This is a genomic window from Methylobacterium sp. WCS2018Hpa-22 (genome assembly GCF_031843785.1).
GTDB lineage: Bacteria > Pseudomonadota > Alphaproteobacteria > Rhizobiales > Beijerinckiaceae > Methylobacterium.
Genome location: NZ_JAVTJA010000013.1, coordinates 1 through 23,817 on the forward strand (window position 1 = coordinate 1; position 23,817 = coordinate 23,817).

General features: G+C 62.5%; 23 protein-coding genes. 13 read left to right on the plus strand and 10 right to left on the minus strand.

Translation table 11 applies throughout. The features are described from left to right. Nucleotides 1–292: 292 nt before the first annotated feature. The 3 genes from RQI43_RS17325 (at nt 293) to RQI43_RS17335 (ending at nt 1,713) form a co-directional block, all read left to right on the plus strand. A complete protein-coding gene (locus RQI43_RS17325; RefSeq protein ID WP_311275963.1) occupies nt 293–478 on the plus strand; it encodes a hypothetical protein in 186 nt (61 codons plus the stop codon). A gap of 77 nt (nt 479–555) precedes the next feature. After that, nucleotides 556–1,023 (plus strand): hypothetical protein, encoded by a 468-nt coding sequence (locus tag RQI43_RS17330; RefSeq protein ID WP_311275964.1) that lies wholly within the window; start codon nt 556–558, stop codon nt 1,021–1,023. 120 nt (nt 1,024–1,143) lie between these two features. After that, complete coding sequence (locus RQI43_RS17335; protein WP_311275965.1) at nt 1,144–1,713, plus strand: hypothetical protein; 570 nt, start codon at nt 1,144–1,146, stop codon at nt 1,711–1,713. Between the two features lie 274 nt (nt 1,714–1,987). On the opposite strand, the gene RQI43_RS17340 is transcribed toward RQI43_RS17335, so the two are convergent. Beyond that, nucleotides 1,988–3,019: an aldo/keto reductase gene (locus tag RQI43_RS17340; RefSeq protein WP_311275966.1), complete on the minus strand. Its 1,032-nt coding sequence runs from the start codon at nt 3,017–3,019 to the stop codon at nt 1,988–1,990. Nucleotides 3,020–3,528: 509 nt separating this feature from the next. Here RQI43_RS17340 and RQI43_RS17345 point away from each other — a divergent pair. Further along, nucleotides 3,529–4,407 carry an SMP-30/gluconolactonase/LRE family protein gene (locus RQI43_RS17345; protein WP_311275967.1) on the plus strand — a complete coding sequence of 293 codons (879 nt, stop codon included), beginning with the start codon at nt 3,529–3,531 and terminating at the stop codon, nt 4,405–4,407. A gap of 75 nt (nt 4,408–4,482) precedes the next feature. Here RQI43_RS17345 and RQI43_RS17350 read toward each other — a convergent pair whose 3' ends face one another. Beyond that, a complete protein-coding gene (locus tag RQI43_RS17350; RefSeq protein WP_311275968.1) occupies nt 4,483–5,775 on the minus strand; it encodes a HAMP domain-containing sensor histidine kinase in 1,293 nt (430 codons plus the stop codon). Nucleotides 5,776–5,788: 13 nt separating this feature from the next. Further along, entirely contained in the window at nt 5,789–6,442 is a 654-nt protein-coding gene (locus RQI43_RS17355; RefSeq protein WP_311275969.1) for a response regulator transcription factor, read from the minus strand. A gap of 661 nt (nt 6,443–7,103) precedes the next feature. Between RQI43_RS17355 and RQI43_RS17360 the strand changes: the two genes are divergently transcribed. The 3 genes from RQI43_RS17360 to RQI43_RS17370 all read left to right on the plus strand — a co-directional run bounded on the left by RQI43_RS17360 (nt 7,104) and on the right by RQI43_RS17370 (nt 10,131). Beyond that, nucleotides 7,104–8,117, plus strand: coding sequence for an antibiotic biosynthesis monooxygenase (locus RQI43_RS17360; protein ID WP_244478035.1), 1,014 nt, complete (start codon nt 7,104–7,106; stop codon nt 8,115–8,117). A 57-nt stretch (nt 8,118–8,174) separates the two neighbouring features. Continuing rightward, a complete protein-coding gene (locus RQI43_RS17365; protein ID WP_018043743.1) occupies nt 8,175–8,657 on the plus strand; it encodes a nucleoside deaminase in 483 nt (160 codons plus the stop codon). Nucleotides 8,658–8,745: 88 nt separating this feature from the next. Further along, nucleotides 8,746–10,131 carry an FAD-binding oxidoreductase gene (locus RQI43_RS17370; protein WP_311276105.1) on the plus strand — a complete coding sequence of 462 codons (1,386 nt, stop codon included), beginning with the start codon at nt 8,746–8,748 and terminating at the stop codon, nt 10,129–10,131. Between the two features lie 304 nt (nt 10,132–10,435). Here RQI43_RS17370 and RQI43_RS17375 read toward each other — a convergent pair whose 3' ends face one another. Next, nucleotides 10,436–11,644 carry a DUF3829 domain-containing protein gene (locus tag RQI43_RS17375; RefSeq protein WP_311275970.1) on the minus strand — a complete coding sequence of 403 codons (1,209 nt, stop codon included), beginning with the start codon at nt 11,642–11,644 and terminating at the stop codon, nt 10,436–10,438. A gap of 182 nt (nt 11,645–11,826) precedes the next feature. Continuing rightward, nucleotides 11,827–12,219 (minus strand): group III truncated hemoglobin, encoded by a 393-nt coding sequence (locus tag RQI43_RS17380; protein WP_311275971.1) that lies wholly within the window; start codon nt 12,217–12,219, stop codon nt 11,827–11,829. Nucleotides 12,220–12,324: 105 nt separating this feature from the next. On the opposite strand from RQI43_RS17380, the gene RQI43_RS17385 reads away from it, so the two are divergent. Continuing rightward, nucleotides 12,325–13,101 (plus strand): sulfite exporter TauE/SafE family protein, encoded by a 777-nt coding sequence (locus RQI43_RS17385; RefSeq protein ID WP_405030651.1) that lies wholly within the window; start codon nt 12,325–12,327, stop codon nt 13,099–13,101. A 53-nt stretch (nt 13,102–13,154) separates the two neighbouring features. Here RQI43_RS17385 and RQI43_RS17390 read toward each other — a convergent pair whose 3' ends face one another. The 4 genes from RQI43_RS17390 to RQI43_RS17410 all read right to left on the minus strand — a co-directional run bounded on the left by RQI43_RS17390 (nt 13,155) and on the right by RQI43_RS17410 (nt 16,171). Beyond that, on the minus strand, nt 13,155–13,925 hold the full coding sequence (locus tag RQI43_RS17390) for a potassium channel family protein (protein ID WP_056428304.1): 771 nt from the start codon (nt 13,923–13,925) through the stop codon (nt 13,155–13,157). A 526-nt stretch (nt 13,926–14,451) separates the two neighbouring features. After that, the gene (locus RQI43_RS17400; RefSeq protein ID WP_311275972.1) at nt 14,452–14,772 is read right to left on the minus strand and encodes a hypothetical protein; all 321 of its coding nucleotides are present in this window, start codon (nt 14,770–14,772) and stop codon (nt 14,452–14,454) included. Between the two features lie 91 nt (nt 14,773–14,863). Further along, on the minus strand, nt 14,864–15,205 hold the full coding sequence (locus tag RQI43_RS17405) for a hypothetical protein (RefSeq protein ID WP_405030652.1): 342 nt from the start codon (nt 15,203–15,205) through the stop codon (nt 14,864–14,866). A gap of 438 nt (nt 15,206–15,643) precedes the next feature. Next, nucleotides 15,644–16,171, minus strand: a complete 528-nt coding sequence (locus tag RQI43_RS17410; RefSeq protein WP_311275973.1) for a YetF domain-containing protein — start codon at nt 16,169–16,171, stop codon at nt 15,644–15,646. Between the two features lie 268 nt (nt 16,172–16,439). On the opposite strand from RQI43_RS17410, the gene RQI43_RS17415 reads away from it, so the two are divergent. Continuing rightward, nucleotides 16,440–16,673: a hypothetical protein gene (locus RQI43_RS17415; protein ID WP_056428312.1), complete on the plus strand. Its 234-nt coding sequence runs from the start codon at nt 16,440–16,442 to the stop codon at nt 16,671–16,673. A 21-nt stretch (nt 16,674–16,694) separates the two neighbouring features. Here the strand turns inward: RQI43_RS17415 and RQI43_RS17420 are convergent, their stop codons facing one another. Then, the gene (locus RQI43_RS17420) at nt 16,695–17,018 is read right to left on the minus strand and encodes an HNH endonuclease (RefSeq protein WP_311276107.1); all 324 of its coding nucleotides are present in this window, start codon (nt 17,016–17,018) and stop codon (nt 16,695–16,697) included. 211 nt (nt 17,019–17,229) lie between these two features. On the opposite strand from RQI43_RS17420, the gene RQI43_RS17425 reads away from it, so the two are divergent. From RQI43_RS17425 to RQI43_RS17440, 4 genes are all read left to right on the plus strand, one after another. Continuing rightward, nucleotides 17,230–18,024 (plus strand): DUF72 domain-containing protein, encoded by a 795-nt coding sequence (locus tag RQI43_RS17425; protein ID WP_311275974.1) that lies wholly within the window; start codon nt 17,230–17,232, stop codon nt 18,022–18,024. Nucleotides 18,025–19,194: 1,170 nt separating this feature from the next. Beyond that, the gene (locus RQI43_RS17430; RefSeq protein WP_162239902.1) at nt 19,195–20,514 is read left to right on the plus strand and encodes an HlyD family efflux transporter periplasmic adaptor subunit; all 1,320 of its coding nucleotides are present in this window, start codon (nt 19,195–19,197) and stop codon (nt 20,512–20,514) included. A 74-nt stretch (nt 20,515–20,588) separates the two neighbouring features. Further along, nucleotides 20,589–21,794, plus strand: coding sequence for a hypothetical protein (locus RQI43_RS17435; RefSeq protein WP_405030659.1), 1,206 nt, complete (start codon nt 20,589–20,591; stop codon nt 21,792–21,794). Between the two features lie 8 nt (nt 21,795–21,802). Further along, complete coding sequence (locus RQI43_RS17440; RefSeq protein WP_056453373.1) at nt 21,803–23,776, plus strand: glycosyltransferase; 1,974 nt, start codon at nt 21,803–21,805, stop codon at nt 23,774–23,776. The last annotated feature ends 41 nt before the right edge of the window (nt 23,777–23,817 follow it).

Genomic DNA, 23,817 nt, shown 5'->3' on the forward strand with positions numbered 1-23,817 from the left:
AAACAAAGGCCTAGAGTTGCACCCGACCCAACGAGGTCGGGTGCAACTCTAGGCGGCCGGCACAGGCTGACATTCGGCCAGCGAGCGCCGTTATCGTTGCTCCCGCCGGTCGCGACATACGTCGGCAGGAGGTCCGCCTCGGACCGGAGGCGATGACGGGCGCGCCGAAGGATCGGCTGTCGAAACATTCGCCGAAGAACGGGCTCGTCATAGGATACCGCGCCAATACGCCGTCCGGCACGGATGCCGACCCCTTCACGACTCCTCAACCACACGGCGCCAGGATCGGGCTATGCTGAACCTCTCGCCTCCACACCGTCTGACCTTCCTTCTCTCGTTGGTGCTGATCGGCCTCGCCGTCGCCAGCCTCTATTTGCGCCTTCCGACCATTGGTCCCACTGTGGTCAAGTACCGGACCTGGTTCTTCGTCGGCGCGTATGTCCTGCTGGCTTTCGGTGTCGTCTCGAAAAGCCTCTGACCGGTCGCAGACGAAGATCGTACGTCCCTGTTCTTCCTCCAGATCAACGACACACGATTTCTGAGGCCATACTGTCCATGCCAACGGTGTTCCTGGATTGCGATGGCGTGCTGGCCGATTTCGATGCCGGCGCGAAGCAAGCCTTCGGGATGTCACCGGCGGAATTCGAGCGGCGTTTTGGCCTGAAGGGTTTCTGGGGCGAGCTTGCCTCGCTCAACAACTTCTTCGGCGAGCTACCGTTGATGCCGGATGCCATGGAACTGTATGAGGCGGTTCGCCACCTCGAGCCCATCATCCTCACGGGTCTTCCGCGGGGAAACTGGGCTGAGCCACAGAAACGCCTCTGGGCGGCCCGGTATTTCCCCGGTGTCGAGGTGATCACGACGAGTGCCGCGCTGAAACGAGAACATTGCCGTCCTGGCGATGCCCTCGTGGATGACCGGGAGAAATACCGGCCCCTTTGGGAGCAGGCCGGAGGCATCTTCATCCATCATCGCAATGCGGATGCATCGATCCGGCGGTTGCGCCAACATGCATTCATCTAAGATAAAACGGCTTGTGCTTGTATCTCACTGGACAAGCATCATCTGTTCCTCATATGCTAAGCATTCGCTGCCGACGCGTCTTGCGTCCTTGAGCGTGTCGATCTCAGGATTATCTCATACATGAAGCGCCGTAGCGCGCGACCTTTCACGGTCGAAATCAAGCATACCCGTACATCCCGCGCCTCGCTCCCCGACGCCCCGGCACGTTCCCGCGTCGGTGACGACCTGTGGGGGGACCTGCAGGCAGCTGTGGCCGAAAAGCCGGCCGATATGCAGCCCCTGCGCCTCGCTCATCCCGAGCCTGCACCGTCAGTGGCGCCCGCCGAGCCGCCCGCCCGGCGTGTCCTGCCGAGTCTCGTGCCGATGTTTGCCATGCCCGATGAGCCGGACGCTCCCGAGGTCGGCAAAGCGCCGGAAGAGGAGCGGCTGCCACGCGTGCAACGCGTGAAGCCACCGACCAAACGTAAGCAGAAGGTCGTGGCGCAGGTCGACTCGGCACTTTCGTTTGCCGATGCGGACGACGAGCCCGACGATACACCGGTTGTCGCGAGCCCCGACTCGATACAGCCATCCGGTGGCGTCAGTGGGCCTGCTTTGGCTCAAGCGCGGACCGCACGGCGCGCTCAGCAGGCAGCGGCTCTACGGCCGGGCGAGCGTTGGAAGCGGCGGCTGCCACGTGCACTTTGGTAATCCAACGCAACGGCTTCCTGCCTTGCTCGAGATGTAGCCTCCATTGTTCGATGGTTTGAAGCCTGCCCGCGCGGCCGCGTGGTGGCCGTCCGCGGGCCCTCAAGTCAGCCCGACCGATGAGCCCGCATGATCTCCGAGTTGGTCGGCAACGACGCATAAGGCCGTTTTCCAGTCGAGACGGGCGGAATGCGACACCACGCAGGCCGCGCTGCCAAGCGAGAGCAGGTGCACGCGTAACGAACGCACCGCTCAAGACGATAGACGAAGAGCCGTTTTACCAAGTCGTCGGCTTGGGGTTGCGTTCATCGAACCCCTTCTGGTGCCAATAGGGATAGATCGGCGTCTCTTGGCTCGCCGCATCGAGGCGGGCCACCTGCTCGGGCGTCAGCGTCCAGTCGAGAACGGCAAGGTTCTGCTTGAGCTGCTCCTCGGTGCGGGCGCCAACGACGATGTTGCATACGGTGGGCCGGGTCAGCAGCCAGTTTAAGGCGACCTGCGCCACCGTCCTGCCGGTCTCCGCCGCCACATCATCCAGCGCATCGACCACGCCAAAGAGGTACTCGTCCGACACCGGCGGCCCGCCCTCGGCGCCGCCCGCGGCGATGCGGCCGCTCTGGTTCGGCTGCCTACGGCGAATTTTGCCGGTCAGACGGCCCCAGCCAAGCGGACTCCAAACCATCAGGCCCACGCCCTGGTCGATGCCGAGCGGCATCAGCTCCCACTCGTAATGCCGCCCGATCAGGGAATAGTAGCCCTGATAGGCCACGTAGCGAGCGAGCCCATAGCGCTCGGATGTGGCGAGCGCCTTCATCAGGTGCCAGCCGGAAAAGTTCGAGGCGCCGATATAGCCGATCTTGCCCGAGCGGGTGAGATCGTCGAGCGCCCGAAGCGTCTCCTCCACGGGGGTGAGTGCGTCAAATCCGTGCATGAAGTAGACGTCGATATGCTCGGTACCGAGCCGCTTCAGGCTGGCCTCGCAGGCACGGACCAGATGATGGCGCGAGGAGCCGACCTGGTTCAGGTCGTCATTGAAGCGGAAAGTCGCCTTGGTGGAGATCAACGCGCGTTCGCGCTTGCCCTTCAGAGCCTGGCCCAGGATCTCCTCCGAGGCACCTCCCGAGTAGATGTCGGCCGTGTCGAAGAAATTGACACCGGAATCCAGGCAAAGGTCCACCATGCGGGTCGCCTCAGCGACATCGGTCTGGCCCCAGCGCTGAAAGAATTCGTTTGTCCCGCCGAACGTGCCCGTGCCGAAGCTGAGCACCGGTACGGTAAGGCCGGAACGGCCAAGCTGCCTGTATTCCATCGAATCCTCTCAGCAACCCATCGCGCGGTATGTGATGCGCCTGCCGATCTAACGCGACGGGAGGACTCGGTTTCCGTCGCGCGGGCATCGTTTCCGCGCGCCTCCTGGCCCTCGGCACGCGGGCCGCTTGCGTATCCTCGCAGCACTGACGCTTGTATCGACCCGAGTGTTGCATCACGCACCTTGTACAGTGATCGCAACGGATATCGACGACCTTCAGAATAGCCTGCGGAGACCTGTTGAACAATCGATGCCGGTATCGCAGGCGTATGCGCAGATCGAGCTGTGCCCCGCTGCATCTTTCGTGGCCCCGATCCTGGATGCCGAGGGGACTCATCGTTCCCACACGAAACCCGAAGATTCCACATTGGAGGCTCCGACTTCGGAAAGCCCCGACTTCGGAAAGCCCCGACTTGGGGATGCTTCGACCCGGGGGATACTCTCGGGGGATATTTCGGCATGACAGGCATGCCGGTCGCCGCGAGCGGCTGCCCCGAGGAAGGACGAGCATGGACACGATGACGATCCTCGACGCGCACCGCTGCCATCTCGGCGAGGGCCCCTGCTACGATCCGCGAACCGGCACGGCATGGTGGGTCGACATTCTGGAGCGGCAGCTGTTCGAGAGGTCGCTCGCGGACGGCACCGCGCGCCTGCACGATCTGCCTTTCATGGCGAGCGCCGTCGCCGCGGTGGACGAAACCCGTCATCTCCTCGCCGCCGAGTACGGGCTTTACCTGCGCGGGCTGAGTGACGGGAAGCTCACGCTGCTCTGTCCGCTGGAGGTGGAGGATGCAGGCACCCGCTCCAACGACGGCCGTGTGCATCCCTGCGGCGCTCTGTGGATCAGCACCATGGGCCGCGATGCCGAGCCGGGGCGTGGCGCGATCTACCATGTCGCCGGTACCCGGGTGACGCGCCTCTACGGGTCGCTCACCATCCCGAACGCCATCTGCTTCTCGCCCGATGGCGCGACCGGCTATTTCGCCGACACCGATGCGGGTCTGCTGAAGCGCGTCAGCCTCGACCCCAGCACTGGCCTGCCGACGGGCGAGCCCTCGACGCTCTACGATCATCGCGGCGGGGATGGCGGCCTCGATGGCGCTCCGGTCGATGCAGAGGGCCGCATCTGGTGCACCCGCTGGGGGGCATCCTGCATCGATGCCTACAGCCCGGAGGGCGAGCGCGTGCGGACGATTCCCCTGCCGGTGACCCGCCCCTCATGCCCCACATTCGCCGGGCCCGATCTCGATCGCCTGCTGATCACCAGCGCCTATGAGGGCATGAGCCCGGAGGAACGCGACGCCGATCCCGAGCACGGGCGCACCCTCCTGGTGGCCGCCGGAATACGCGGCCTGCTGGAGCCCGCCTTCCGGATCTCCCCGTAAGTCGGTCGTTTCCTGCTATGCGCGACAGCCACTTGGCGCAGGAGTCGGAGACAGGCGCTGTGGGAACGCCGATGCTCATTCTTTGCCAGCGGACAGCGTCACCACGAAGACCGCGCCCTCATTCGTCCCGGGTTCACAACGCACCGTCGCGCCCATGCGCTCGGACAGCGTCGCGACGATAAACAACCCCATGCCCGTGCTCGGCGGTCCATCGGATCGCGTCCCCACGGACTGATGGAACTTCTTGAACAGGAGATCGTATCGGGCAGGATCGATACCCGGTCCGCGATCCTGAACCCGGATCGATACGTCTCCGCCCTCCTGTGCGGCGCTGACCGTCAGGATGCCCCCCGTCGGACTGTAGCGGACGCCGTTGCCGAGAAGATTGTCGAGAATCTGTGCCAGGGCTCCTGCGTCGAGCGTGGCGACCAACGGGCGATCCGGCAGATCCACGTCGATCCGGACGTCGGCGGATTGGGCGAGCGGCTTGGTCCGGCCTGCGGCGGCCAGCACATGCCCTCGCACATCCTCGTCGGTGAGGCGGGCGAGCGGCCGGTGCTCGGCGGCGTGCGCATCGAGCAGCCGGGTCGCGAGAGCGAGCATCGCGTCGATGCTCGCTCTCGCCTGCTGCAAGACGACGAGCGGCAATTCCGGCTCCCGCGTTGCGCGCCGGACGGCGAGATCGAACAGGTTGCGCAGCCCGTAGAGGGGACTGCGCAGGTCATGGGCGGTGATCGCCATCAGGGTGTCGAGTTCGCCGTTCCTCTCCATCAGCCGGTCATTCTGCAGGCGGATGGTGCGCTTCTGCTCGTAATCGCTGCGACGTCCGGCATGGATCAGCGCTGCGGCGACGACGGCGATGACCGAGACGATCGCGGCATTAACGATGGCGATGACCTGCTCGGCGGGAAACGTCGCCGTGCCGAGCACGATCCAACAATAGGTGAGCAGCAGCGGGATCAAGGTCAGCCCGAAGGTGAGCGGCGGCAGCACGAACAGCAAGGTCAGAGACAGGAGCATCATGGGGTATCCGCTCGTCAGCCGCCCCTTGGCGCCCATCGCGGCGATCGCCCATTGAGTATCGAGCAATGTCAGAACCAGGAAGATTACGACGAAGACGCGCGGGAGCCACGTTCCACCGCCGCGTCGCAGCGTCAGCGAGGCGAGCAGGAAGCTGAGCGCCAGCACGATCTCAACGGCGATCTGAACGGTCCTGAGTCCGGTGGCGAACTCGATCGACTTGGTGAAGAGCCCCAGCATGCAGGCGATCTCGACCCGTCGAATATTGACGAGGGTCAGCATGTCTCCGAAGCTCATGCCGGCCTGCTCGGCGGGGGACACGTCCCAGCGTGCCAGCCAGCTCTTCATGATGGCCTGCCTTTCATGACGGATCGAGACGCCCCGCGAGGTGATCCGCCGCATAGCGTTCGAGCATTCTCACGCTGTCCAGCCCGAGCTTGACCTTCAGGCGCTCCCGATAGGTACCGACGGTCTTCACGCTCAACCCGAGTTCCTTCGCCAGAGATTGCAGCGTCGCACCGCTGCCGATCAGCCGGAGAACCTGAAGCTCGCGACCGGATAGGGCGCCGATATCCGTCCGACGGTCGCATCGACGCGCGAGATCACCGATCAGCAGCTGTTGCACCGGCTCGCTCATATGGATCGCACCCGCCACCACGCGGTCGAGGGCCACGGCGACGGTTTCGAGCGGTTCGGATTTCGCCACGTAGCCATGCGCGCCGGCATAGATCACAAGAGGCCCCCAGACCGTTTCGTCGCGGCTGGAATAGACGATGATCCTGGCCGCCGGCAGGATGGCGCGCAGATCCTCGATCAAGGCGATGCCGTCACCGTCCCCCATGATGAGATCGGTAACGATGATGTCGGGCTGCACTCGTTCGGCCTCGATACGGGCCGTCCGGGCCGAGTTGGCCTCTCCGCTCACGTCAAAGCGGTCATTGCCCTGGAGCAACAGCTTCAGACCGGCCAGCACGATCGGGTGGTCGTCGACGATCAGCAGCCGAAACAAGGACATGTCTACCCCGAGCGAAGCGGCCAACCAGGGTATGATTCCTCATTGTTGCGCCTCCCTGTAGGTCACCGCCCTACACGAGATCAACGTCATGCGACCATGATCCGTCCAAGATGCCACGTACGCTTCTGAATGACCCTTAGGCGAATCCGTTTCGCGCAGGCGGCCAAGGCCCGTGAGACATAAGCCATACGGTCTCACAGACCCGTACACGCCGCCGGATAGAGCCCTGGCCCGCCGGCCCGGGCAACCGGACAGCCTTGGTCCGCCCGACGCTCGACGCTCGACGCCCCGAGTCTGCCATCGGAGACTGTGTCGCCCCCCGGCGTGAGCGACCTGGAGCATTTGGACGAAGGCGCACCAGCGCCGACGCTTCACAACTTCACGCCGCACCACCCTCGTTCAGGTACCCTCCCCATGCCGCCCCACGCCGCAAAAACAATTCAGTAACCTTCAATCAAAGCAATCAGCTTCGTTTGACTTGAACTTTCCTTAAAGATTGAAATGTTTACAATAAGCTCATGATTTTCGTTCATCTCTGTATTTAAATTCCATTCGCTGCTCAAGAATCGAGCATGGAAGTGAATTTCTGTAGGTCAATGACCTACAGGGCTACCGAACCAGTCATGTATTTGGGCGATATGGGATTCGCAGGATGAGTTCGGTGGCGTACAACCAAGATGTTATCGAAAAACCGAATGCAAGTGACGGTCTAGACTTACGGCAGGATGCGTCGCGCGCAATCAAAACCGGGACGACGAAGGCCGTCGCGACGAAACTCACTGTGCGGCCCGGCATGGAGGCTCGCTTCGCAACGTGGCAGGCCGAGTTTACCCGGGCCGTCTCGGCATCCCATGACTTCGTCAGCCTCGAGATCATCCCGGCTTTCGCCGGCTCGGCCGAATGGCAGATCATCCAACGGTTCCGCTCGCCCGAAGCGCTGACCCGATGGGTCGAGGACGAGGCGCGCGCTACGCTCCTGGCAAGCCTCACAGCCTTGGAAAGCGACGGCAAGGGACCACACGCCGATGAGGCGGCGCCGGATTATCACTCCACGACGACTGTCACGGAGGTCATCACGACGGTTGTGAAGCCGGGGCAGGAAGAGGCGTTTCGGCGTTGGGCCGAACGTATTCAGCAGGGACAGGCCCGCTTTCCAGGATATATGGGTACCCTCGTCCAGGCGCCCCTGTCGCCGGAAGTCCCGTACTGGACAACGCTGGTTCGCTTCGAAAGCCCGGCCTTCCTCGATGCCTGGCTGCAATCCCCGGAAAGACAGGCGATCCTGGCCGAAGCGACGCCCCAGGTATCGACCTGGCGGAGCCACAGGATGAGCAACCCGTTCGCCGGGTGGTTCGCCAATGAGCAACGTCTCGCGCCGCCGCCCGCCTGGAAGCAGACCTGCCTCGTCCTGCTCGTTCTGTTTCCCGTCGTCATGCTGGAAATCCGCTTCCTCAGCCCCTTGCTGAACGGATTGCCGCTGACCGTTTCCACCTTCATCGGCAATGCCATCAGCGTCTCGCTCGTGTCATGGCCGCTGATGGCGGTGGCGATTTTCGGCCTGGGCTGGTGGCTGAAACCGGATACGCACAAGCGCTGGCGCAAGGAGTTGCTGGGCGTGACGATTCTGGTCGCACTCTACGGGCTCGAAATGTTCTTCTTCTCCCACCTGTTTTAATCATTCGTCATCGTTCGTCACAGCATAAGCTGACCACTCAACCGAGGAAGACTGGAAATGGCTCACGACCACACTGATTTCATGGCTCGGGCGATCGCGTTGTCCGAAAAGACCTCCCTGGTCGAGAGCGCCGGTGGCGTCTTCGGCTGCGTCATCGTTCAGGATGGCGAGATCATCGCCGAGGGCGCCAATCGCGTCGTCGCGGAAAACGATCCGACATGGCACGGAGAGATCGAGGCCATTCGCAAGGCCTGCAAGTCGCAAGGGACGTTCAAGCTTCGCGACGCGACGCTCTATACCAGCGCCGAGCCCTGCCCGATGTGTATGGCGGCCGCGTACTGGGCCGGCATCAAGCGGGTTTACTACGCCGCCCAGGTGGAAGACGCACTGGAATACGGCGGCTTCGACGACAGCATGATCTATGCCGAGCTCAAGAAGGATGTCTCCGAGCGCTCCATTCCGACAACGCAGATCATGCGCACGGAAGCCGTCGAAGTCTGGAAGAAGTATGCCCAGAAGGCGGACAGAGTCCCCTACTGAATCCGACTCTCGAACGCCGATCAAAGCAAGATCCTCCGCCCGGATTGCTCCCATCCGGGCGGGCTCCTCCTTCATACTGCGTGACGCCATGAATATCGTTGGTCTGAGGGACGCCTGCAAAGGTGAGGTCTTCGCTGCGGGCGATGCGCAGTTCATCGAGGCGATCCATGGGAATCTCTGGAACAGGCTGATCCCGGACCGTGCCCCCCAGGCCGTCGTGAGAGCCGTGGACGAGGACGATGTCGTCGCGGCCGTGCGGTTCGCCCGCGCGAGCGGCCTGAAGGTCGTCGTCCGCGGCGGCGGCCATAACTGGTGCCAGCCCTCGTTGCGTCATGGCGGCATCCTGATCGATCTCTCGAATTTCACGAAGCTCATCTCCATCGATGCCGATAATCTGAAGGCGGTCATTCAGCCGATCATCAGCAATCGTGACATCCAGAAAGCGCTCAATCCCCTTGGGCTGGCCTTCCCCACTGGCCATTGTCCTCAGGTGAAAGCGAGCGGCTATCTGCTCGGTGGTGGCATGGCCTGGAACCCCACCGTCTGGGGGAGCGGAGCCGAGAGCGTCGAGGCGATCGAACTCGTCACGGCACAGGGCGACTTGATCAAGGCGAGCGCGACCGAGAACACGGATTTCTTCTGGGCCGCCCGAGGAGCAGGCTCCGGATTCTTCGGGATCGTCACGAAATACTTTCTCAAGCTTCATCGGCTGCCCGAAGCCATGCATGGCAGCACCTATTACTATCGGCTCGACGACGCACCGGCGATCGGAACCTGGCTCGGCACGACAGCCCCGAGCCTATCTCCCGCGGTCGAACTGAGCCTGTTCGTCGTACAGGCGCCACCGGAGTTGAGAGGACAGGCCGCCGCTCGGAACGGCTGGCTTTGCATGGTCACGGCGACGGCGTTCGAGCAGACGCCGCACGCCGCGGAGGCCGCGCTGCAGGCGCTGGAGCACGCTCCGATCCCTCCGCTTTCGTCGTCGTTCGCGACGCCCGTTACCTTCGAGCAGCTGTTCGATGCGTCAGGATCCTTCTGGCCGGAAGGTGCCCGCTCTCGCGTCGAGGCGACCTATTCCGATCACTCTCCGGGAGAGTTGGTGCAGGCCATCCTGCACCTGCTGCCGAGCGCGCCTTCCGCGACATCCGTCTTCTTGTTGACCATCTTCTGCGGCCCCAATGTCCCGGCCGCGCAGAAGGACATGGCCTATTCCGTCTCCTCCAAGGTTTACGGTGGCCCGTGGACCATGTGGTGGAAGGCCGAAGACGATGACGCCAACACCGAATGGCATCGCCGTATCACGACGACCTTGCGCCCTTTCAATACCGGATATTATATCGGCGAGACGAACACGGTCGAACAGCCAAGCAATATTCCCCAAGCCTTCACCCCTGAAAAATGGGAACGGCTTTGTGCCCTGAGAGATAAGCACGATCCAGATCGCGTCTTCTTTGATTACTACGATGGATTCTGATGAAAGTTGAATTTTATTTATGTTTTGATGCTGCTTTATGATCAAGAATACGAAAGATTGTCAACGATCTCACGCGGCGTTGCTTCCACCTGTTCACCGACATCACGCATCACCGATTGGAGGTGATGAGTCTGGTCGAGCGTAGCCCTCCATGTAGGCGAACACGTTGCGTCAGGCCTCGTCCCGGGCCGGCCATCGTCGCGGGTAGACGAGGCCCGACCTTGAGGTCGTGGAAGAAGCTTTCTGACGTGACGGTCGAGACGTGAGACGTCCGGGCGCTACAGTCATTCTTGTCCGCGCGGCATCAGCCCGGACGGACGCGATCGTCGTTCTTCTGGCACGATTCGAAATCCCGCACCGAGCGATTGTAGGTCTCGTTGAAGCGTTGCGCCGGCTGGCTCGGGTCGCCTTTCGCGCGAATGTCACGTGCCACATCCCGGCCATGCCCGATCAGGCTCGCGACCGTATCCGTGTAGCCCGTGCAGGATGAGTCGGCTTTCGGTCTCATGCCGTCGAAAGTCGAGCCAAGCTGCCGGTTGGCGTTCGATACCTCCCCCAGTGCCGCCAGAAAGGGCGCGACATCTGCCTTCGGTCCCAGTGACTCGAAGCGCCGCACGGCGCGTCGCAAGGTAAGGCTCGTCGAGAGAAGACGGCGCGCCGGCGCGTCTTCCGGAAGCGTCGCCAGGCGCCGCTCGTCCCGGGCAATCTCACGCTCGAACAGCGCTGAGCCGTAGGTTTCCATCGCTTTTGCGGCGGCCTCGACACGGGGGACGAGGATCGCGTGCTGCTCCCTTGCGAATTTGTAGCCGTCCTCCTTGAATTCTCGTGTGGTCTGATAGCGGGTGAGTGCCTTCAGCGTGGGGTTGAGCTCGCGCAGCGCCGCAAGCAATCGGGCGGCCTCGGCATCGATCTCGGGCACCACTCCAGGCAAGGCGATGGCCTTCTCCAACTCACCGATGACTCCATCGAAATCCACGATGCCGAAATGGTACCACGCATTGGCTCCGAGCTTCGTGCCGAGCTTGAGCACCCGCTCATTGTCACGGCGATAATCGGCGAGTTGCTGCTCGAGAGGGTGGGACCGGACGAGATGGTTCTGAGCCTCCGTATAGGCATTGGCCTTGGCGAGCGCCTGAGCCTCGGGGGTCGGCGGCGGCGCAGTGCGGGTGGGCGCACCCGTGCTTCTCGGTGGTGACGGTGGGGTCTGCAACAGAGCCTGCGAAGCTGAGGGCGCAGCCGGAAAATCGCATTTGAAGGCATCGATCAGGCTTTTGCGTACGGCCTCGTGAGCCTGGGCACATTGATAGGCCACGGTCGGTCGAGCCGTCTCGTTACGCATGACCGTGTCGCGGAAGCTCTCCCGCATCGTGTTGATGCCCTGTCGAATACCTGGGCGGGCCGCTTCCGGTACTCCAGGGCTGGCAGCACATCGGGCATATGCATCGAGGAACGCGTCGCAGCTCTCCACTCCCACGGGCGTCACCGGCGTGATGGCGAAAGCAGGCGTCGTCAAAATCCCAAGCAGAATGGCCGACACAGCGGCGGCGGCGCGACGCGGTCCTGTATGATGCATTCGTGCTGAGCCGCGCATTCTCATTCCTTCGGTCGGAGAGCCAGTCGGGCCTTTACGCAATCATCGACCACTTCGTTGCAACACCGCGAGGGTAGCTGGTGCTTTTGCAGCGGTCCGCGAATTCAGGACTCGGCACGCGGGATCCCCGGCCGGAAAAAAAGACCCGCTTGCAAGCTGTCGCCGATGCGGTGAGCACGCTCGATGAGGATCGTCGCGATGTCAGGTGGGAACTCCTCGTTCGCCGCTTGTTCGAACAGCGCGAGCCAGCGGGCGAAATGGGCTGGCGTCAGATCACCGAGCCCCTGATGCTTCCCGAAGGGATTACCCTTGTAACGGCCGGATTTCAGAAGCACCGAGGACCAGAAATCCTGAATGACAGCCAAGTGGCGGGGCCAATCGTCATTGGCGATGACACGGGCAAAAACCGGCCCGATGAGGGGATCGCGTTGAACTCTGGCGTAAAAGGCACCAAGGAACGCGTGCAAGCTCGCTTCCGCAAGGGTGTCTTCCGTCATCTTACCCTAGCCCATCGCCCTGCGTGACGCCGCATGCACAACGCCCCTGTTTTCCATATTGTGCCGTGACGGCGCCAGGGTCAGGGGCGAGGCAGGCTGGGCCTCATGCCTTTGGATCTCCCGGCCATCATGCCCCTCGCCCTCGAACCATTCCCTCTCGCTGTCGCAGCCTTCGCTTTCTTCCTTGCCGGGTTCGTCAAAGGTGTCGTCGGGCTTGGCCTACCACCTGTGGCCATGGGGTTGCTCAGCTTGGTCATGGCACCGGCTCAGGCCGCCGCACTCCTGGTCGTGCCGGCCTTCGTGACGAACATCTGGCAGCTTGCGGCCGGTCCGCGCTTCGGGACGCTGGCGCGGCGCCTCTGGCCGATGCTCACGGCAAGTGTCGTTGGGACCCTGGCGGCAGCTGCGCTCCTACATGGAAATTTCGGAGGCGGGGCCATCGTTGCTTTGGGCCTCGCCCTGATCGCTTCTGCGATCCTCGGGCTCGCGGCCCCCCGCCTGAGAGTCCCACCAGGGGCCGAGCGCTGGCTGGCACCTCTGGCTGGGGCGGCGACGGGATTGGTGACGGCCGCCACGGGTGTCTCCTCGATTCCCGCCGCACCGTTTCTCGCCGCACTGGGTTTCAATCGGGAGGATCTCATCCAGGCCCTTGGGCTATCCTTCACGGTGTCCACCGTGGCGCTTGCCGTCGCCCTGGCGGGTAGCGGGATCCTGAACCTCGGCATCGCCAGTGTCTCGGCGCTCGCCCTGGTCCCTGCCCTCCTCGGCATGAAGCTGGGCGGGTTGGTGCGCGGCCGTGTGAGTGAGCCCGTCTTCCGACGCTGCTTCTATCTCGGGCTGTTGGGGCTCGGGCTCCACCTCGCGTCCAGGGCGCTTGTCTGACATGTAAGCCAGGTGGACCGGCGCCCCATCTACGCGACCATGCCGCCTTCCGGTCAGTACTCTCCCTCATCGGGAATGCTCAGCACGGTCCCGCAGGCCTTGCAGTGAACCGCATCCGGCTCGTGCCTTTGTAAAGCGCAGGCCGGACAAGGATGCCTTACCTTGTTGGGACGGAACAGAACTTGAGCGAGGCGCAGAAACAGCGTCACTCCGCATATCATCACCACGACGGACAGTAAGCGACCAGACGTGCCAGGCAAGGTCACGTCGCCATAGCCGGTGGTGGTGAGCGAGGTGACGGTGAAGTACAAGGCATCGACGTAGTTGGCGATAGCCGGATTGGTGCGGTGCTGAGTGGCGTATACCAGCCCCGTCATCACGAAGACGAACACCGAAAGGTTGGCGGCGGCGAGGATCACCTCCTCGTTGCGGCGGAAAAACCCGCTATCGGAGCGCAAGCGGTCGAGGAGTTGATAGGTCCTCAGCAGCCGTAAGGTTCGCAGGATACGCAGAAACCCGGCCCCTTCGCCGACGATGGGGGCGAGGAAGGAGACCAATGCGGCGATGTCGGCCCAGGTGGTCGGACGCAGCAATTCCCGCCAGCGGTGCCGTTCGATGGAGAATCGGGCGACGAAGTCCGTGAGCACTGCAAGGCCGACGAGGACATCGAGTCCCTCCACGACCGGCGCCCTTGGCATGAACGACGACACCACAATGAAAAGGATCGTCGCGATATCGAAGACAAGCAGGCCGTAGCGAAATCGGTGTGCCCTGTCGCTATCGCCCTCGTACAGGTCTCTGAGACGATGCTTGATCGCTTCCATAAAGGTTTCTACCCGCCCCAGCCTTCGTCGTCCCGTTCCACTTACACATGTGTCTGAAGGAACGTTCCGCAAAACGTCCGGGCTCGCACTCTGCGATGGCCTGCCCCCCTGAAATGTAGTCCGTCCTCGGGCCTGGCCTCGCCCGAACGGATTGCAAAGTCTGGCGTTTCCCTGTTTCAGGTGAAGAGACATGGTGCTGTCGGATGGACAGGCGATGGAGTTGGCGCCGTTGATTTCGGCCTGTCGCCCGAAGGCCAAGATGCGGCCCAAAGCGCTCCGGCGCACGATCTCGGGGGCGTGTCCCAGGCAGGCTAACCGCCACGGCGTTCTGTCGCGCGATCCGCAGGAAGGGGGACGAGTTAACTCAGGCCGGCGGCCCCGAGGCCCTAACGCACGAAATCGCATTTATCCGCGAACTGGCCCCAACAAGGCCGACCCTCGCGAGGCCAACATCACCGAGGCATGGACCGGCCTCGCGGGGTGGTTGTCATGAGCGTCCCACCGACAGAGCGATTGACGGCTACGCCTACCCCATCAACGCCTTCTCGAACGAGTGGCCCAAGCCGTTACCGACATCGGTCTCATCGCCAAGCAGGCGACGAAGGGATGCGATCTCCTGCACGGCTTGGCGGCGAGAACATTCCTGGCGGGCAACGACTTCAAGGTCTCGCAGATATTCGATCACAGGCTCTCGCGCTTTGGGTGCCCGACCAAGCACGGATGTCACCCTCGCCTCTACGAGGCCGGGGATCGCTTCCCAGAATTCCCCGGACCGTTCGAGCATGGCGACTTCTCCCGTCAGGTCAGAAGAAAGTGTGTCCACCTTAGGGTCGCCACCTTCATTCACACAGGTTGATACCCAGCGGGCCCGTCGGATCTCACACACAAAAACGGCGAGGCTCTCGCCCCGCCGCCAACGACAACCGTTCTCAGCAAGCTTAGCGGTTACCGCCCGAGGTGCGGCCATACTGCCAGACCGGGAAGCTGTTCTGCTCCGCATTGCCTTCCTGAGCGGAAGTGCGACCGCGGCTGTACCCGATCGATCCGGTAGTCAGATCGTCATCGGCCGTGACACGGCTCGGGGCGGAAGAGGTCACCTCATAGGCCGGAACTTCGCCACGTGCGAGATAGGTCTTGGCAAGGGCGGGCGAAGCAACGGCGCTGACGCTCAGGACGACAGCAGCAACAGCAGACGTAATACGAGTGTTCATGGCACAATCCACTTGGGTTTGCGCGGTCTCCGTCGAATGGCGGTTGGCCGTGACTTGTTCAGTGACCATGATCTAGGCCCGCCTCGCCCGGCACGCCGTGCGGTTCGGCACTCGCTCACACGCCAACCCGCTCTGGATCTCAAGCATGCCCCATCCTGTCACATGCCGTGCCCCACCGGCGTTGCTGACATGGAAAGGCCCCGCCGATTACCGAAAGGGCCCGTCCGATCGAGTTGCACAACGCGATCGTCCTTAGGAGGTGGTGTGATGCGATGCGCGAAGGGTCGCCAAAATTGACCGTCTAGGGCCGCCGTCAACTCGGCCGGTGGTCGTGGCGGTTTCGGACCGAGTGCCTTCCCTGGCCCGCTGGGGCGACGGGGCAGCCATCCAGCTCCGCCTGAATGCAGCGAACCCAAACTCCGCTGCGACAATTCGTGCAGGAACGTGGAGAGCGGACATGCTCGGTGGCTACTGGTCTGCCGCAAACCCCGGCTTGTGGCGCTCGGTCTAGATCGCGCCTCTGGCTTTATCGTCCGGTGGCTTGGCCTTGGTTTCATCCGCCGGGATGATGCTGATACGGCCATCGGCTTCGATCGAGGCTTCCTTGATGCATGCTGGGTCATCAATCCCCTGATGTCTGAGCTGGCTCATCAGTTCCGCATGAGTGATCATGGCTTGGCGCATGTTCTTCCAACAAATTTCGCCATCTGCCACCAGTCGCAGGCGCTTGGGGACGATGAAATTTTCGAAAATTGGCAATCGAAAGCTCAACCAATCGATAGCATAGTTCCAAAACACGATTGTCAGGACCAGCAGGATGCCTTCTGTCAGAGACTTGTATTCATTAGAAAATGCATTCTGCGACACATCTGCAATCAATACGATCACGAGGAGGTCGGCAAGACCTACAGCGCCAGCTTGCCTTTTCATAACGAAGCGCATGATGATAAATAGCATCAGGTACATCACAGAGCCACGCAGAAGTATTTCAAGAAGCGAGTGCTCCGGTACGATCATCGCGCGCCAATCCATCATGCTTTTCTCCTCGGCAGCCAAGGTACAGGGCTGAGTTCCATAGGATCGCACGCTGGCCCCGTGCGAGCCACGTTTCTCGATGTGGCAACCGGCCGTAAAAATAGCTCGCAATCGATAGTCAATATGGGCTGGAGCCCTGCGAGCCGAGGCGCTGGCCCACCTTTTGGGGCCGCCAACACACAGAAACCATTGTAAGAACGTCGATCAAATCAACATGACGTCTACAATGGCAGAGGTGGAGGAGCGATCGATGACGACGAGGAAACCTATGACGAGCGACAACTTTATCCGGGACCAGGTCGGTCACCTTATTGCTTTTCAGGAGCTCGAGCATCTCACCGGGCGGCGGTTCTCCGAGACCGAGCTCGCCAAGATGGAAGAAGCGGCACAAACCCAAGGGCACACTCTAGAGGAGGCACTTGCCAGGTTCCTCCATGCCTTGCGCAGCATTAGCCAGGACGACCTCGAGACGATTGTTAAGCTTCGGGGGGCACCTCACTAAGAGAAGAGTTCGTTGCAGACCTTACGTGTCAGAGTCCCTCTCCTTCTGCCGGATCGCTTCCACCAAGCGCTCGTTCTTTACGGGCCCGTGCAGGCCGTGGTGGATCTCGCGGTGGCAGCCTGGACAGACAACTCCTACGAACCGTCGATCGTCTGGACCGCCGTCGCTGAACCGCCGAGTATGATGGGGCTCAAGGTAGGGCTCTCCCCGCAGAGTGACGAAGAGTGCAGGCTGATTGCAGCTCTCACAGATCCCGGCCGCTTGAGCGAGGGCGTAGCGACGGACAGGTGCCGAGCGTCGGTAAAGGCTTCGGCGAGATGCAGTGCCAGCGACCTGGGGGTCAATCGAGCTGCATCCAGAACGCGCGAGCGGACGACAGCTAGATCGACGTCGACCTCCTCGGTCTGCTCCTCTCCGACCTCGAGCGGCTTGTCACCGACACTGGCTAGGACGAACTCGAAGACGATCGCAGAGCGTTGGGTGCCTTCTCGATCAGGAGCTGGCTCGGTGCTGTCGCCGGCGCACTCGAACTGACCCAGGAACCGCACGCCTTACCATGACGGCAGAGAAACCTCGGCACGCCGACCGTGTTAATGAAGCTGTTCGAACGCATTGTGAGCCCGAAAGCGTGGCCTTCATTGGAACGGCTGGGTGGAATGTGCCGAAAGCCTACGCTGGTGCGTTTCCGGCCGTTGGAAGCCACCTACAGCGCTATGCCCAGCGCCTCACCGCCGTGGAGATCAATACGTCGTTCTATCGCCCTCATCGTCCCGCCACCTACAAGCGATGGGCCGAGGCCACGCCTGAGTATTTTCGCTTCGCCGTGAAAGTCCCGCGCATGATCACGCACGAGCTGCGGCTTGGGAATGCCGACGCCCCGCTACAGCGATTTCTGGATGAGATCGCTGGACTCGGCCCGAAGCTCGGCCCGCTCCTGCTTCAGCTACCGCCGAGCCTTCGCTTCGACGATCGGACGAGCGACCCGTTCCTGCGAGCATTTCGGCACGCCCATAGCGGCAGCATCGTTTGCGAGCCTCGGCATGCCAGCTGGCTGGCGCCAAGTGTTGATGCGCTGTTGACGAAACTTCGTATTGCCCGTGTGGCAGCAGATCCGGCACCGATGCCGGGCGCAGACGAGCCCGGTGGCTGGCAAGGCCTGCGCTACTATCGACTCCACGGCTCGCCGAAAATCTACTACTCCGCTTACGAGCAGCACGCCCTCGACGCGATGGCTGACCGCCTCGCCGCAGACGCGACGCGGGGATGCGAAAGCTGGTGCATCTTCGATAACACTGCCACCTTCGCCGCGACCGGCGACGCGCTCTCGATCCTGGAGCGTTGGGCGTCCTAGCGTCGTCTAGTGAAGTTCACTCTGCAACCTAGAGCTGCGCCCGACCACGTTGGGTCGGGACACATCTCTAAGTCTCTGTTTTGCCGCGCTCTTTTTCGCCGAACCGGCATCCACTTCGGCGGCGAGCGCTCTAGCGTCACTGTGAGGCGCAGATTGCCACCCCGCATTCTGGCCGCATCGCGTATTGATCGGATGCATAGGCGAAATGCCGCCCCTACCAGCGACCGCAAAATTGACCGCCGAGTTGGATTGCCCTTGTTCTCAGCACGTTAACTGGAAAGGCTGGGGCGCTCAGAGCATATCTTCAGCCTATAGAGTGTACACGTAGCACATATTGCGCCACCACCGGCAAGTCGGACTACGTAGGCAATTCGCGCCATAAATTTTCAGAAAAGTGAACGAATTAGTTAAGGAACGGTTTTTGTTGCGATGCCGTTGAATAATTCGCTGATGCCGAAATCCTGGCGCAGCGCACAAAGGCGGCGCGGAGACAGGTCGCCTAATAGATTTATAATGCAACTAATTGGGCGCATTTGCAACAAAGTGCGCTCTTGCCTTGGGTTAACGAGACTAGTCAGTAGAACTAGCGATCATCCGCCTTATCAGAGGCGTTGATCCAGCCGTACAGTCATGCGTGATAGCCCTCTAAATAAAACGGCTAAACTTCTGTTGAGCATGCCAGTTAGCCGCAGGTTGCCATTTGGTTAATTTACTATTAGCCATCTTAAATTCATCGAATGAGCCAACGCCAGGCAGCATTCGGGCCTAACCCACATCTAATACTCCGCGATTGCGTCTGCGCCCATGTTGGACGCCTGGATCGCTGTGCCATTAGTCGCTTGGAGCCAAGTATAGATTTGCTTGGATCCTTGGCGTGCCTGTCACTCATGCTTTCTACTTAAGGAGAGTCCTATGCAGCGACCCGTGCCGGCCTCCGCGTCCCTCGTTGGCCAGAAACCAAGTCATACACGGATGGTGCGAGTCTCAGCATATTCGGTCGCAACCGTCCTCGCCCTACTGATGACTACGGCGACCCTACCGCCCCTCCTCGCTGATCAGTCGGATCGTGCCGTCATCAACGCGCCAATTAGCTTACTGACGGCGCCCATTGCCGGGGAGATGACTAAGGTCTCTGCCACCATCGGGCAGCACCTCGGCCCCGGAGCACCGGTGGCGCGCATTCAGAACGTTCGCATCGACCGCACGACGCTGATTACTCTTGATGGCAAAGTTGACGAGTTGCGCGGCTCTCTCCTGGCAGCGCGGCAAAAGAGGGAGTCCGACGAGACCTACGTAGCGGCTCTTGATGCCGAGATTAGGCGTCAGGTGGAACAAACTGTCGCTAAGCTCGACGGAGAAGTGGCTGAAGCTCGCGCCCGCGTGGGGTCAGCAGATGCCGAGGGTCAATCCACCAAGGCGGTGGTCGACCGCCAGCAGGCCATGGTTGATCGCAACACCGCCAGCCTCGATCTCCTGCGTCCGACTCAGCACAAGCTCGAAGCCGCTCGCTTCGACAAGGAAGCAGAAACGGCCAAGCTGAACCAGAAGTTGGCGGAGCTCAGTGCGGTCAAGAAGAGCGTCTTCGTAGGCAACCAGTCCAATAGCCTGGCGGTGCTGACTCAGAAGCGGCGGGATCTTGCATTTGATGCCCAGCGGCTTGCTATCGAGGAGGCACAACTCTCCACAAGTCTGAAGGCGCAAGAGGCGTTGCTCGTCGCGGAACGCAAGCGCCTCGACAGCCTTGCCGATGCGGAGATGCGGGCCATGAACGGTGGTGTCGTCCTCGGACTCGGTGTTGCGGAAGGGCGTCACGTCAACCCAGGCGACTCGGTGGCGACTTTGGTCGATTGCGATCAATCCTTCGCTGTCGGGATCTTCTCCTATCGCCAAGCACAAGAACTGGCAGTTGGAACGCCGGTGCGAATTTCGGCGGCGGGCAGCAGCATTCCCGAGCGCGGGTGGGTCAGTGAGATTCTGCCGAAGACCAGCGACAAGACCGATCAGCAATACGCGGTGCCGTTCCCTCAAACCGAGCGGCGCGAGATGTATGTGCTCGTAAGCCTGGACCGCGACACGCTGCCTAACTCGGACAAGACCGCTTCCCCCACCGAGGCCGCGCGCCGCACCACGCCGTGTTCGGTGGGCCAGTGGGTCACGATTACCCGGGAGAACGGTTGGGTTCCATCGGCTTCTGTGGCCTGGAAGGCGGTTGCGTCTGGGGTTACGGGGCCGGAGATCAAGGCGGCCTGGGCTTCTCTGGCCACGACCGTCAACGGGACGGCGGTGCAAGCCTCCGATCTCGTGAGCCGTGGTGTGAACTCGCCGGCGGCGAAGCAGGCATGGGCCTCTGTGGCGAACGGCGTCACGCAGGCGGCAGATGCAGTGGCGAATGGGGTCAAAGACCTGTTCTCGAAAGGTTCGACCGCCCCCGCGAACGGTAAGACGGCACAATCCGCGCCGCGCCAGCACAGCGCCGAGAACACCCATTGACCCGGCCGCATCCGCGCGGCGGATCTGTGCTGGCTCTGACCGTGGCAGCGCTGCTCCTGGTCTCGCTCCGGCCAATGGAGGCGGAGTCCTCGCCAGGTAGAGTCGAACGTGCCCCTTTGCCGTTGGCGGGAACGCTGTGTCACTCTCTATCTGAGGCCGTCGACACGACGGGAACCGGACCGATTTTTGTGTCGAGCTATCGTCCGGGCCCGCATGAGATTGAGCTGCCCGCTCCCCTGAAGAGTTCGGCCTTCACCTACGACAATGCCGTTGCGGCGATCGCTTTGATTGCCTGCGGCGAGGTCGGGCGGGCCCGCAGGATCGGCGACGCACTCCTCGCCGCGCTGGCACGGGACCGCAGCTTCTCCGATGGCCGCATTCGCAATGCTTATCGTGCCGGTCCAGTAGGTGACGGCTCGTTGGCTCTGCCCGGGTGGTGGGACGCGAAGCAGAATCTCTGGGCCGAGGACGCCTATCAGGATGGCACTGCTACCGGGAACGTCGCCTGGGCCGCCCTCGCCCTTCTCAACCTAGACGCAGTGGCACCCGGCGGCGGTTACCGCGCCGGCGCTCGACGGATGCTGGGGTGGATCGCCGGACAGACCGGCGATCCGCGGTCTCCCGAAGGGTATACCGGCGGCGTCGATGGTTTCGATCCGCATCAGACACGCCTGATGTGGAAATCTACTGAGCACAACCTCGACATCCACGCGGTCGCGGCCTGGCTTCATCGTCTAGACGGTGGAGCGGAGGAAGCTCGGATCGCGGCGACGGCGCGGGGCTTCCTCGACGCCGTCTACGCGCGCGATCCGGGGGTGTTTCGTCTCGGCACGACGCCAGACGGCAAGCTCCAGCCCATCGCCAAGATCGCCCTGGATACGCAGCTCTGGCCCCTGATCGGGGTGATCGATGCACCCGACATCTGGCGCAGGGCGCTCGACTTCGCCGAACGCCATCTCGCAATCCGGGGCGGTTTCGATTTTAACGAGGACCTCGATGGCCTCTGGGTCGAGGGCACGGCCCAGGCCGCGTTGACCGTCCGTTTTCTCGGCCGAAGCGCCGAGGCCGACCGCCTCCTCGCCACCATCGCTGGGCAGCTCTCGCCATCCGGCTTCCTGTTCGCCACCGATGTCGCCCGCCTCACCACCGGCATCGCCATCGGTCCGGCCAGTGCCGAGCCCGATTTCTTCTACTTCCGCCGGCCGCATCTCGGCGCCACCGCCTGGGGCGTCCTCGCGGCCGTGGGCTGGAATCCCTTCACCGGACGGAACGTGGAGTAACCCCGCCCATGTTCGAAGCGCCTCAGGACGTCCTATCCGTCCTCACCATCGATCTCGGTATTCTCATCGGGCTCCTCGTCATGGCGGGCCTGCTCGACCGCACGAGCGCCGCCGCCCGCATTCTGTTCGGCCTAACCACGGCCGTGTTCATCGTCTGCTACGCCGCCTGGCGCTGGCACGACACCCTTCCAAGCTTCGAGCCGGGGCTCGACATGCTCTGGCCCTACCTGTTCTTCGCCTTCGAGATGGTGGCGATCCTCTACACACTGATGTCCATCGTCATCCTATTCCGCTTCGAGGACCGGTCCGCCGAGGCCGACCGCGAGGAGGCGCGGCTCTCGGTGAGCGGTGCTTGGCCCGCCGTCGACATCTTCATCTGCACCTACAACGAGCCCCTGGACGTGGTCGAGAAGTCGATCATCCCGGCGTTGGCGGTGGATTACCCGAACGCCACGGTGTGGGTCTGTGACGACACCCGGCGCGACTGGCTGCGGACCTATTGCGAGGAGGTCGGGGCGAACTACGTCACGCGGCCCGACAACCAGGGTGCCAAGGCCGGCAACCTGAACAATGCCCTGCGTCATACTGCGAGCCGGTCCAACGCGCCGATCATCCTGGTGCTCGACGCGGATTTCGCAGTGGCACCCAACATCCTGCGCCGCGCCGTCGGCCTCTTCCACGACGAGCGAGCGGCCGTCGTCCAGACTCCGCAATTCTTCTTCAACGCCGATCCCATCCAGCACAACCTGATGGCGTCCGAGGCCTGGGTCGACGATCAGCGGATCTTCTTCGACGTGTTCCAGCCGGCCAAGGATGCCTGGGGCTGCGCCTTCTGCGTCGGCACCTCGTTCCTGGTGCGGCGCGACCGCGTCGAGGAGATGGGGGGATTCCCGCACGATGCGATCTGCGAGGACATCAATCTCACCTACTCGCTGATGCGCCACGGTTATCGCACCCATTGGCTCAATGAGCGCCTTAGTGCCGGGTTGTCGGCGGAGGGACTACCGGAATACATCACCCAGCGCACGCGCTGGTGCCTCGGCACGATTCAGGTTGCTCTGCTCAAGGTCGGCCCCTTCCGCAGCGGCGATTACACCCTGCTGCAGCGGCTGCACTACTTCCACGGAGTGCTGAACTGGCTGTGCAAGCCGTTCATCGTGCTCATGCTGGTGGCCCCGTCGATCTACTGGCTCTTCGATATGCCGGCCTTCCAGGCCGACTACCTCTCGTTCCTTCGCTACGGCCTGCCGACGCTCTTCGCCCTTTGGACCTACAGTAGCTGGGTGTCCGGACGGCGCACCCTCCCATTGTTCATGGAGGTCACTCACATCATGACGGCCCTGGCCATCACGCTCACCCTGGCATCCGCCGCGATCCGGCCGTTCGGTCGTCCGTTCAAGGTTACCGACAAGGGCGGCGATCGCTCGGTGTCCATGGTGCGTTGGCGCATGGCGGCAGGATTCGGAGCGATCACCCTGCTCTCCGCCGGCGCGATCGTCTGGTCGTTCGTCTCCCCGTCCGGGGCCACCGAGATCTCATCCCTCGACTATTTCAACCTGATCTGGGCCGGCGTCGCCATGCTGTTCTGCTTCGTCGCCTTCCTGGTCTGCTTCGAACGTCCCCGCGGGGCGGAGGAGTTCCGGATCGAAGAGCCCGTGCGGGTGAGGTCGGGCGGGGTCGCTTACGACGCGGTTCTGGCGACCCTCGGCATGGAGACCGCCCGGCTGCGTCTCACCGCACCGGGCCACGCCTTCGCAGTGGGCGACGGCCTCGATGTCCTGATCGAGCCAACCGGCTGGGTTCCAGCCAGTTTTCTTGCGGTGCAGGCGGGCAACTATGCGGTTGCCCTCGCGCCAAACCCTCTGCAGCGCCGAACCCTGATCTTGCGACTATTCACGCAGGCAGTGGACCCGATCGCGCGCACCGCGAGCCTGCGACTTGCTCTGCGGGGCCTCATCGCCCGCTGCTTCCGAGCGACGTGACGCGGGATTTGACGCGATCAGGGAGCGCATTACAGCCCTTA

Bases quoted from the DNA above. Each gene is read 5' to 3' on its own strand.
- RQI43_RS17425 (WP_311275974.1), top strand. From the start codon at position 17,230: ATGACGGCAGAGAAACCTCGGCACGCCGACCGTGTTAATGAAGCTGTT.
- RQI43_RS17390 (WP_056428304.1), bottom strand. From the start codon at position 13,925: ATGGAAGCGATCAAGCATCGTCTCAGAGACCTGTACGAGGGCGATAGC.
- RQI43_RS17335 (WP_311275965.1), top strand. From the start codon at position 1,144: ATGAAGCGCCGTAGCGCGCGACCTTTCACGGTCGAAATCAAGCATACC.
- RQI43_RS17365 (WP_018043743.1), top strand. From the start codon at position 8,175: ATGGCTCACGACCACACTGATTTCATGGCTCGGGCGATCGCGTTGTCC.
- RQI43_RS17415 (WP_056428312.1), top strand. From the start codon at position 16,440: ATGACGAGCGACAACTTTATCCGGGACCAGGTCGGTCACCTTATTGCT.
- RQI43_RS17385 (WP_405030651.1), top strand. From the start codon at position 12,325: ATGCCTTTGGATCTCCCGGCCATCATGCCCCTCGCCCTCGAACCATTC.
- RQI43_RS17345 (WP_311275967.1), top strand. From the start codon at position 3,529: ATGGACACGATGACGATCCTCGACGCGCACCGCTGCCATCTCGGCGAG.
- RQI43_RS17340 (WP_311275966.1), bottom strand. From the start codon at position 3,019: ATGGAATACAGGCAGCTTGGCCGTTCCGGCCTTACCGTACCGGTGCTC.
- RQI43_RS17435 (WP_405030659.1), top strand. From the start codon at position 20,589: ATGGAGGCGGAGTCCTCGCCAGGTAGAGTCGAACGTGCCCCTTTGCCG.
- RQI43_RS17410 (WP_311275973.1), bottom strand. From the start codon at position 16,171: ATGATGGATTGGCGCGCGATGATCGTACCGGAGCACTCGCTTCTTGAA.
- RQI43_RS17325 (WP_311275963.1), top strand. From the start codon at position 293: ATGCTGAACCTCTCGCCTCCACACCGTCTGACCTTCCTTCTCTCGTTG.
- RQI43_RS17380 (WP_311275971.1), bottom strand. From the start codon at position 12,219: ATGACGGAAGACACCCTTGCGGAAGCGAGCTTGCACGCGTTCCTTGGT.
- RQI43_RS17405 (WP_405030652.1), bottom strand. From the start codon at position 15,205: ATGGTCACTGAACAAGTCACGGCCAACCGCCATTCGACGGAGACCGCG.
- RQI43_RS17330 (WP_311275964.1), top strand. From the start codon at position 556: ATGCCAACGGTGTTCCTGGATTGCGATGGCGTGCTGGCCGATTTCGAT.
- RQI43_RS17370 (WP_311276105.1), top strand. From the start codon at position 8,746: ATGAATATCGTTGGTCTGAGGGACGCCTGCAAAGGTGAGGTCTTCGCT.
- RQI43_RS17440 (WP_056453373.1), top strand. From the start codon at position 21,803: ATGTTCGAAGCGCCTCAGGACGTCCTATCCGTCCTCACCATCGATCTC.
- RQI43_RS17355 (WP_311275969.1), bottom strand. From the start codon at position 6,442: ATGTCCTTGTTTCGGCTGCTGATCGTCGACGACCACCCGATCGTGCTG.
- RQI43_RS17350 (WP_311275968.1), bottom strand. From the start codon at position 5,775: ATGAAGAGCTGGCTGGCACGCTGGGACGTGTCCCCCGCCGAGCAGGCC.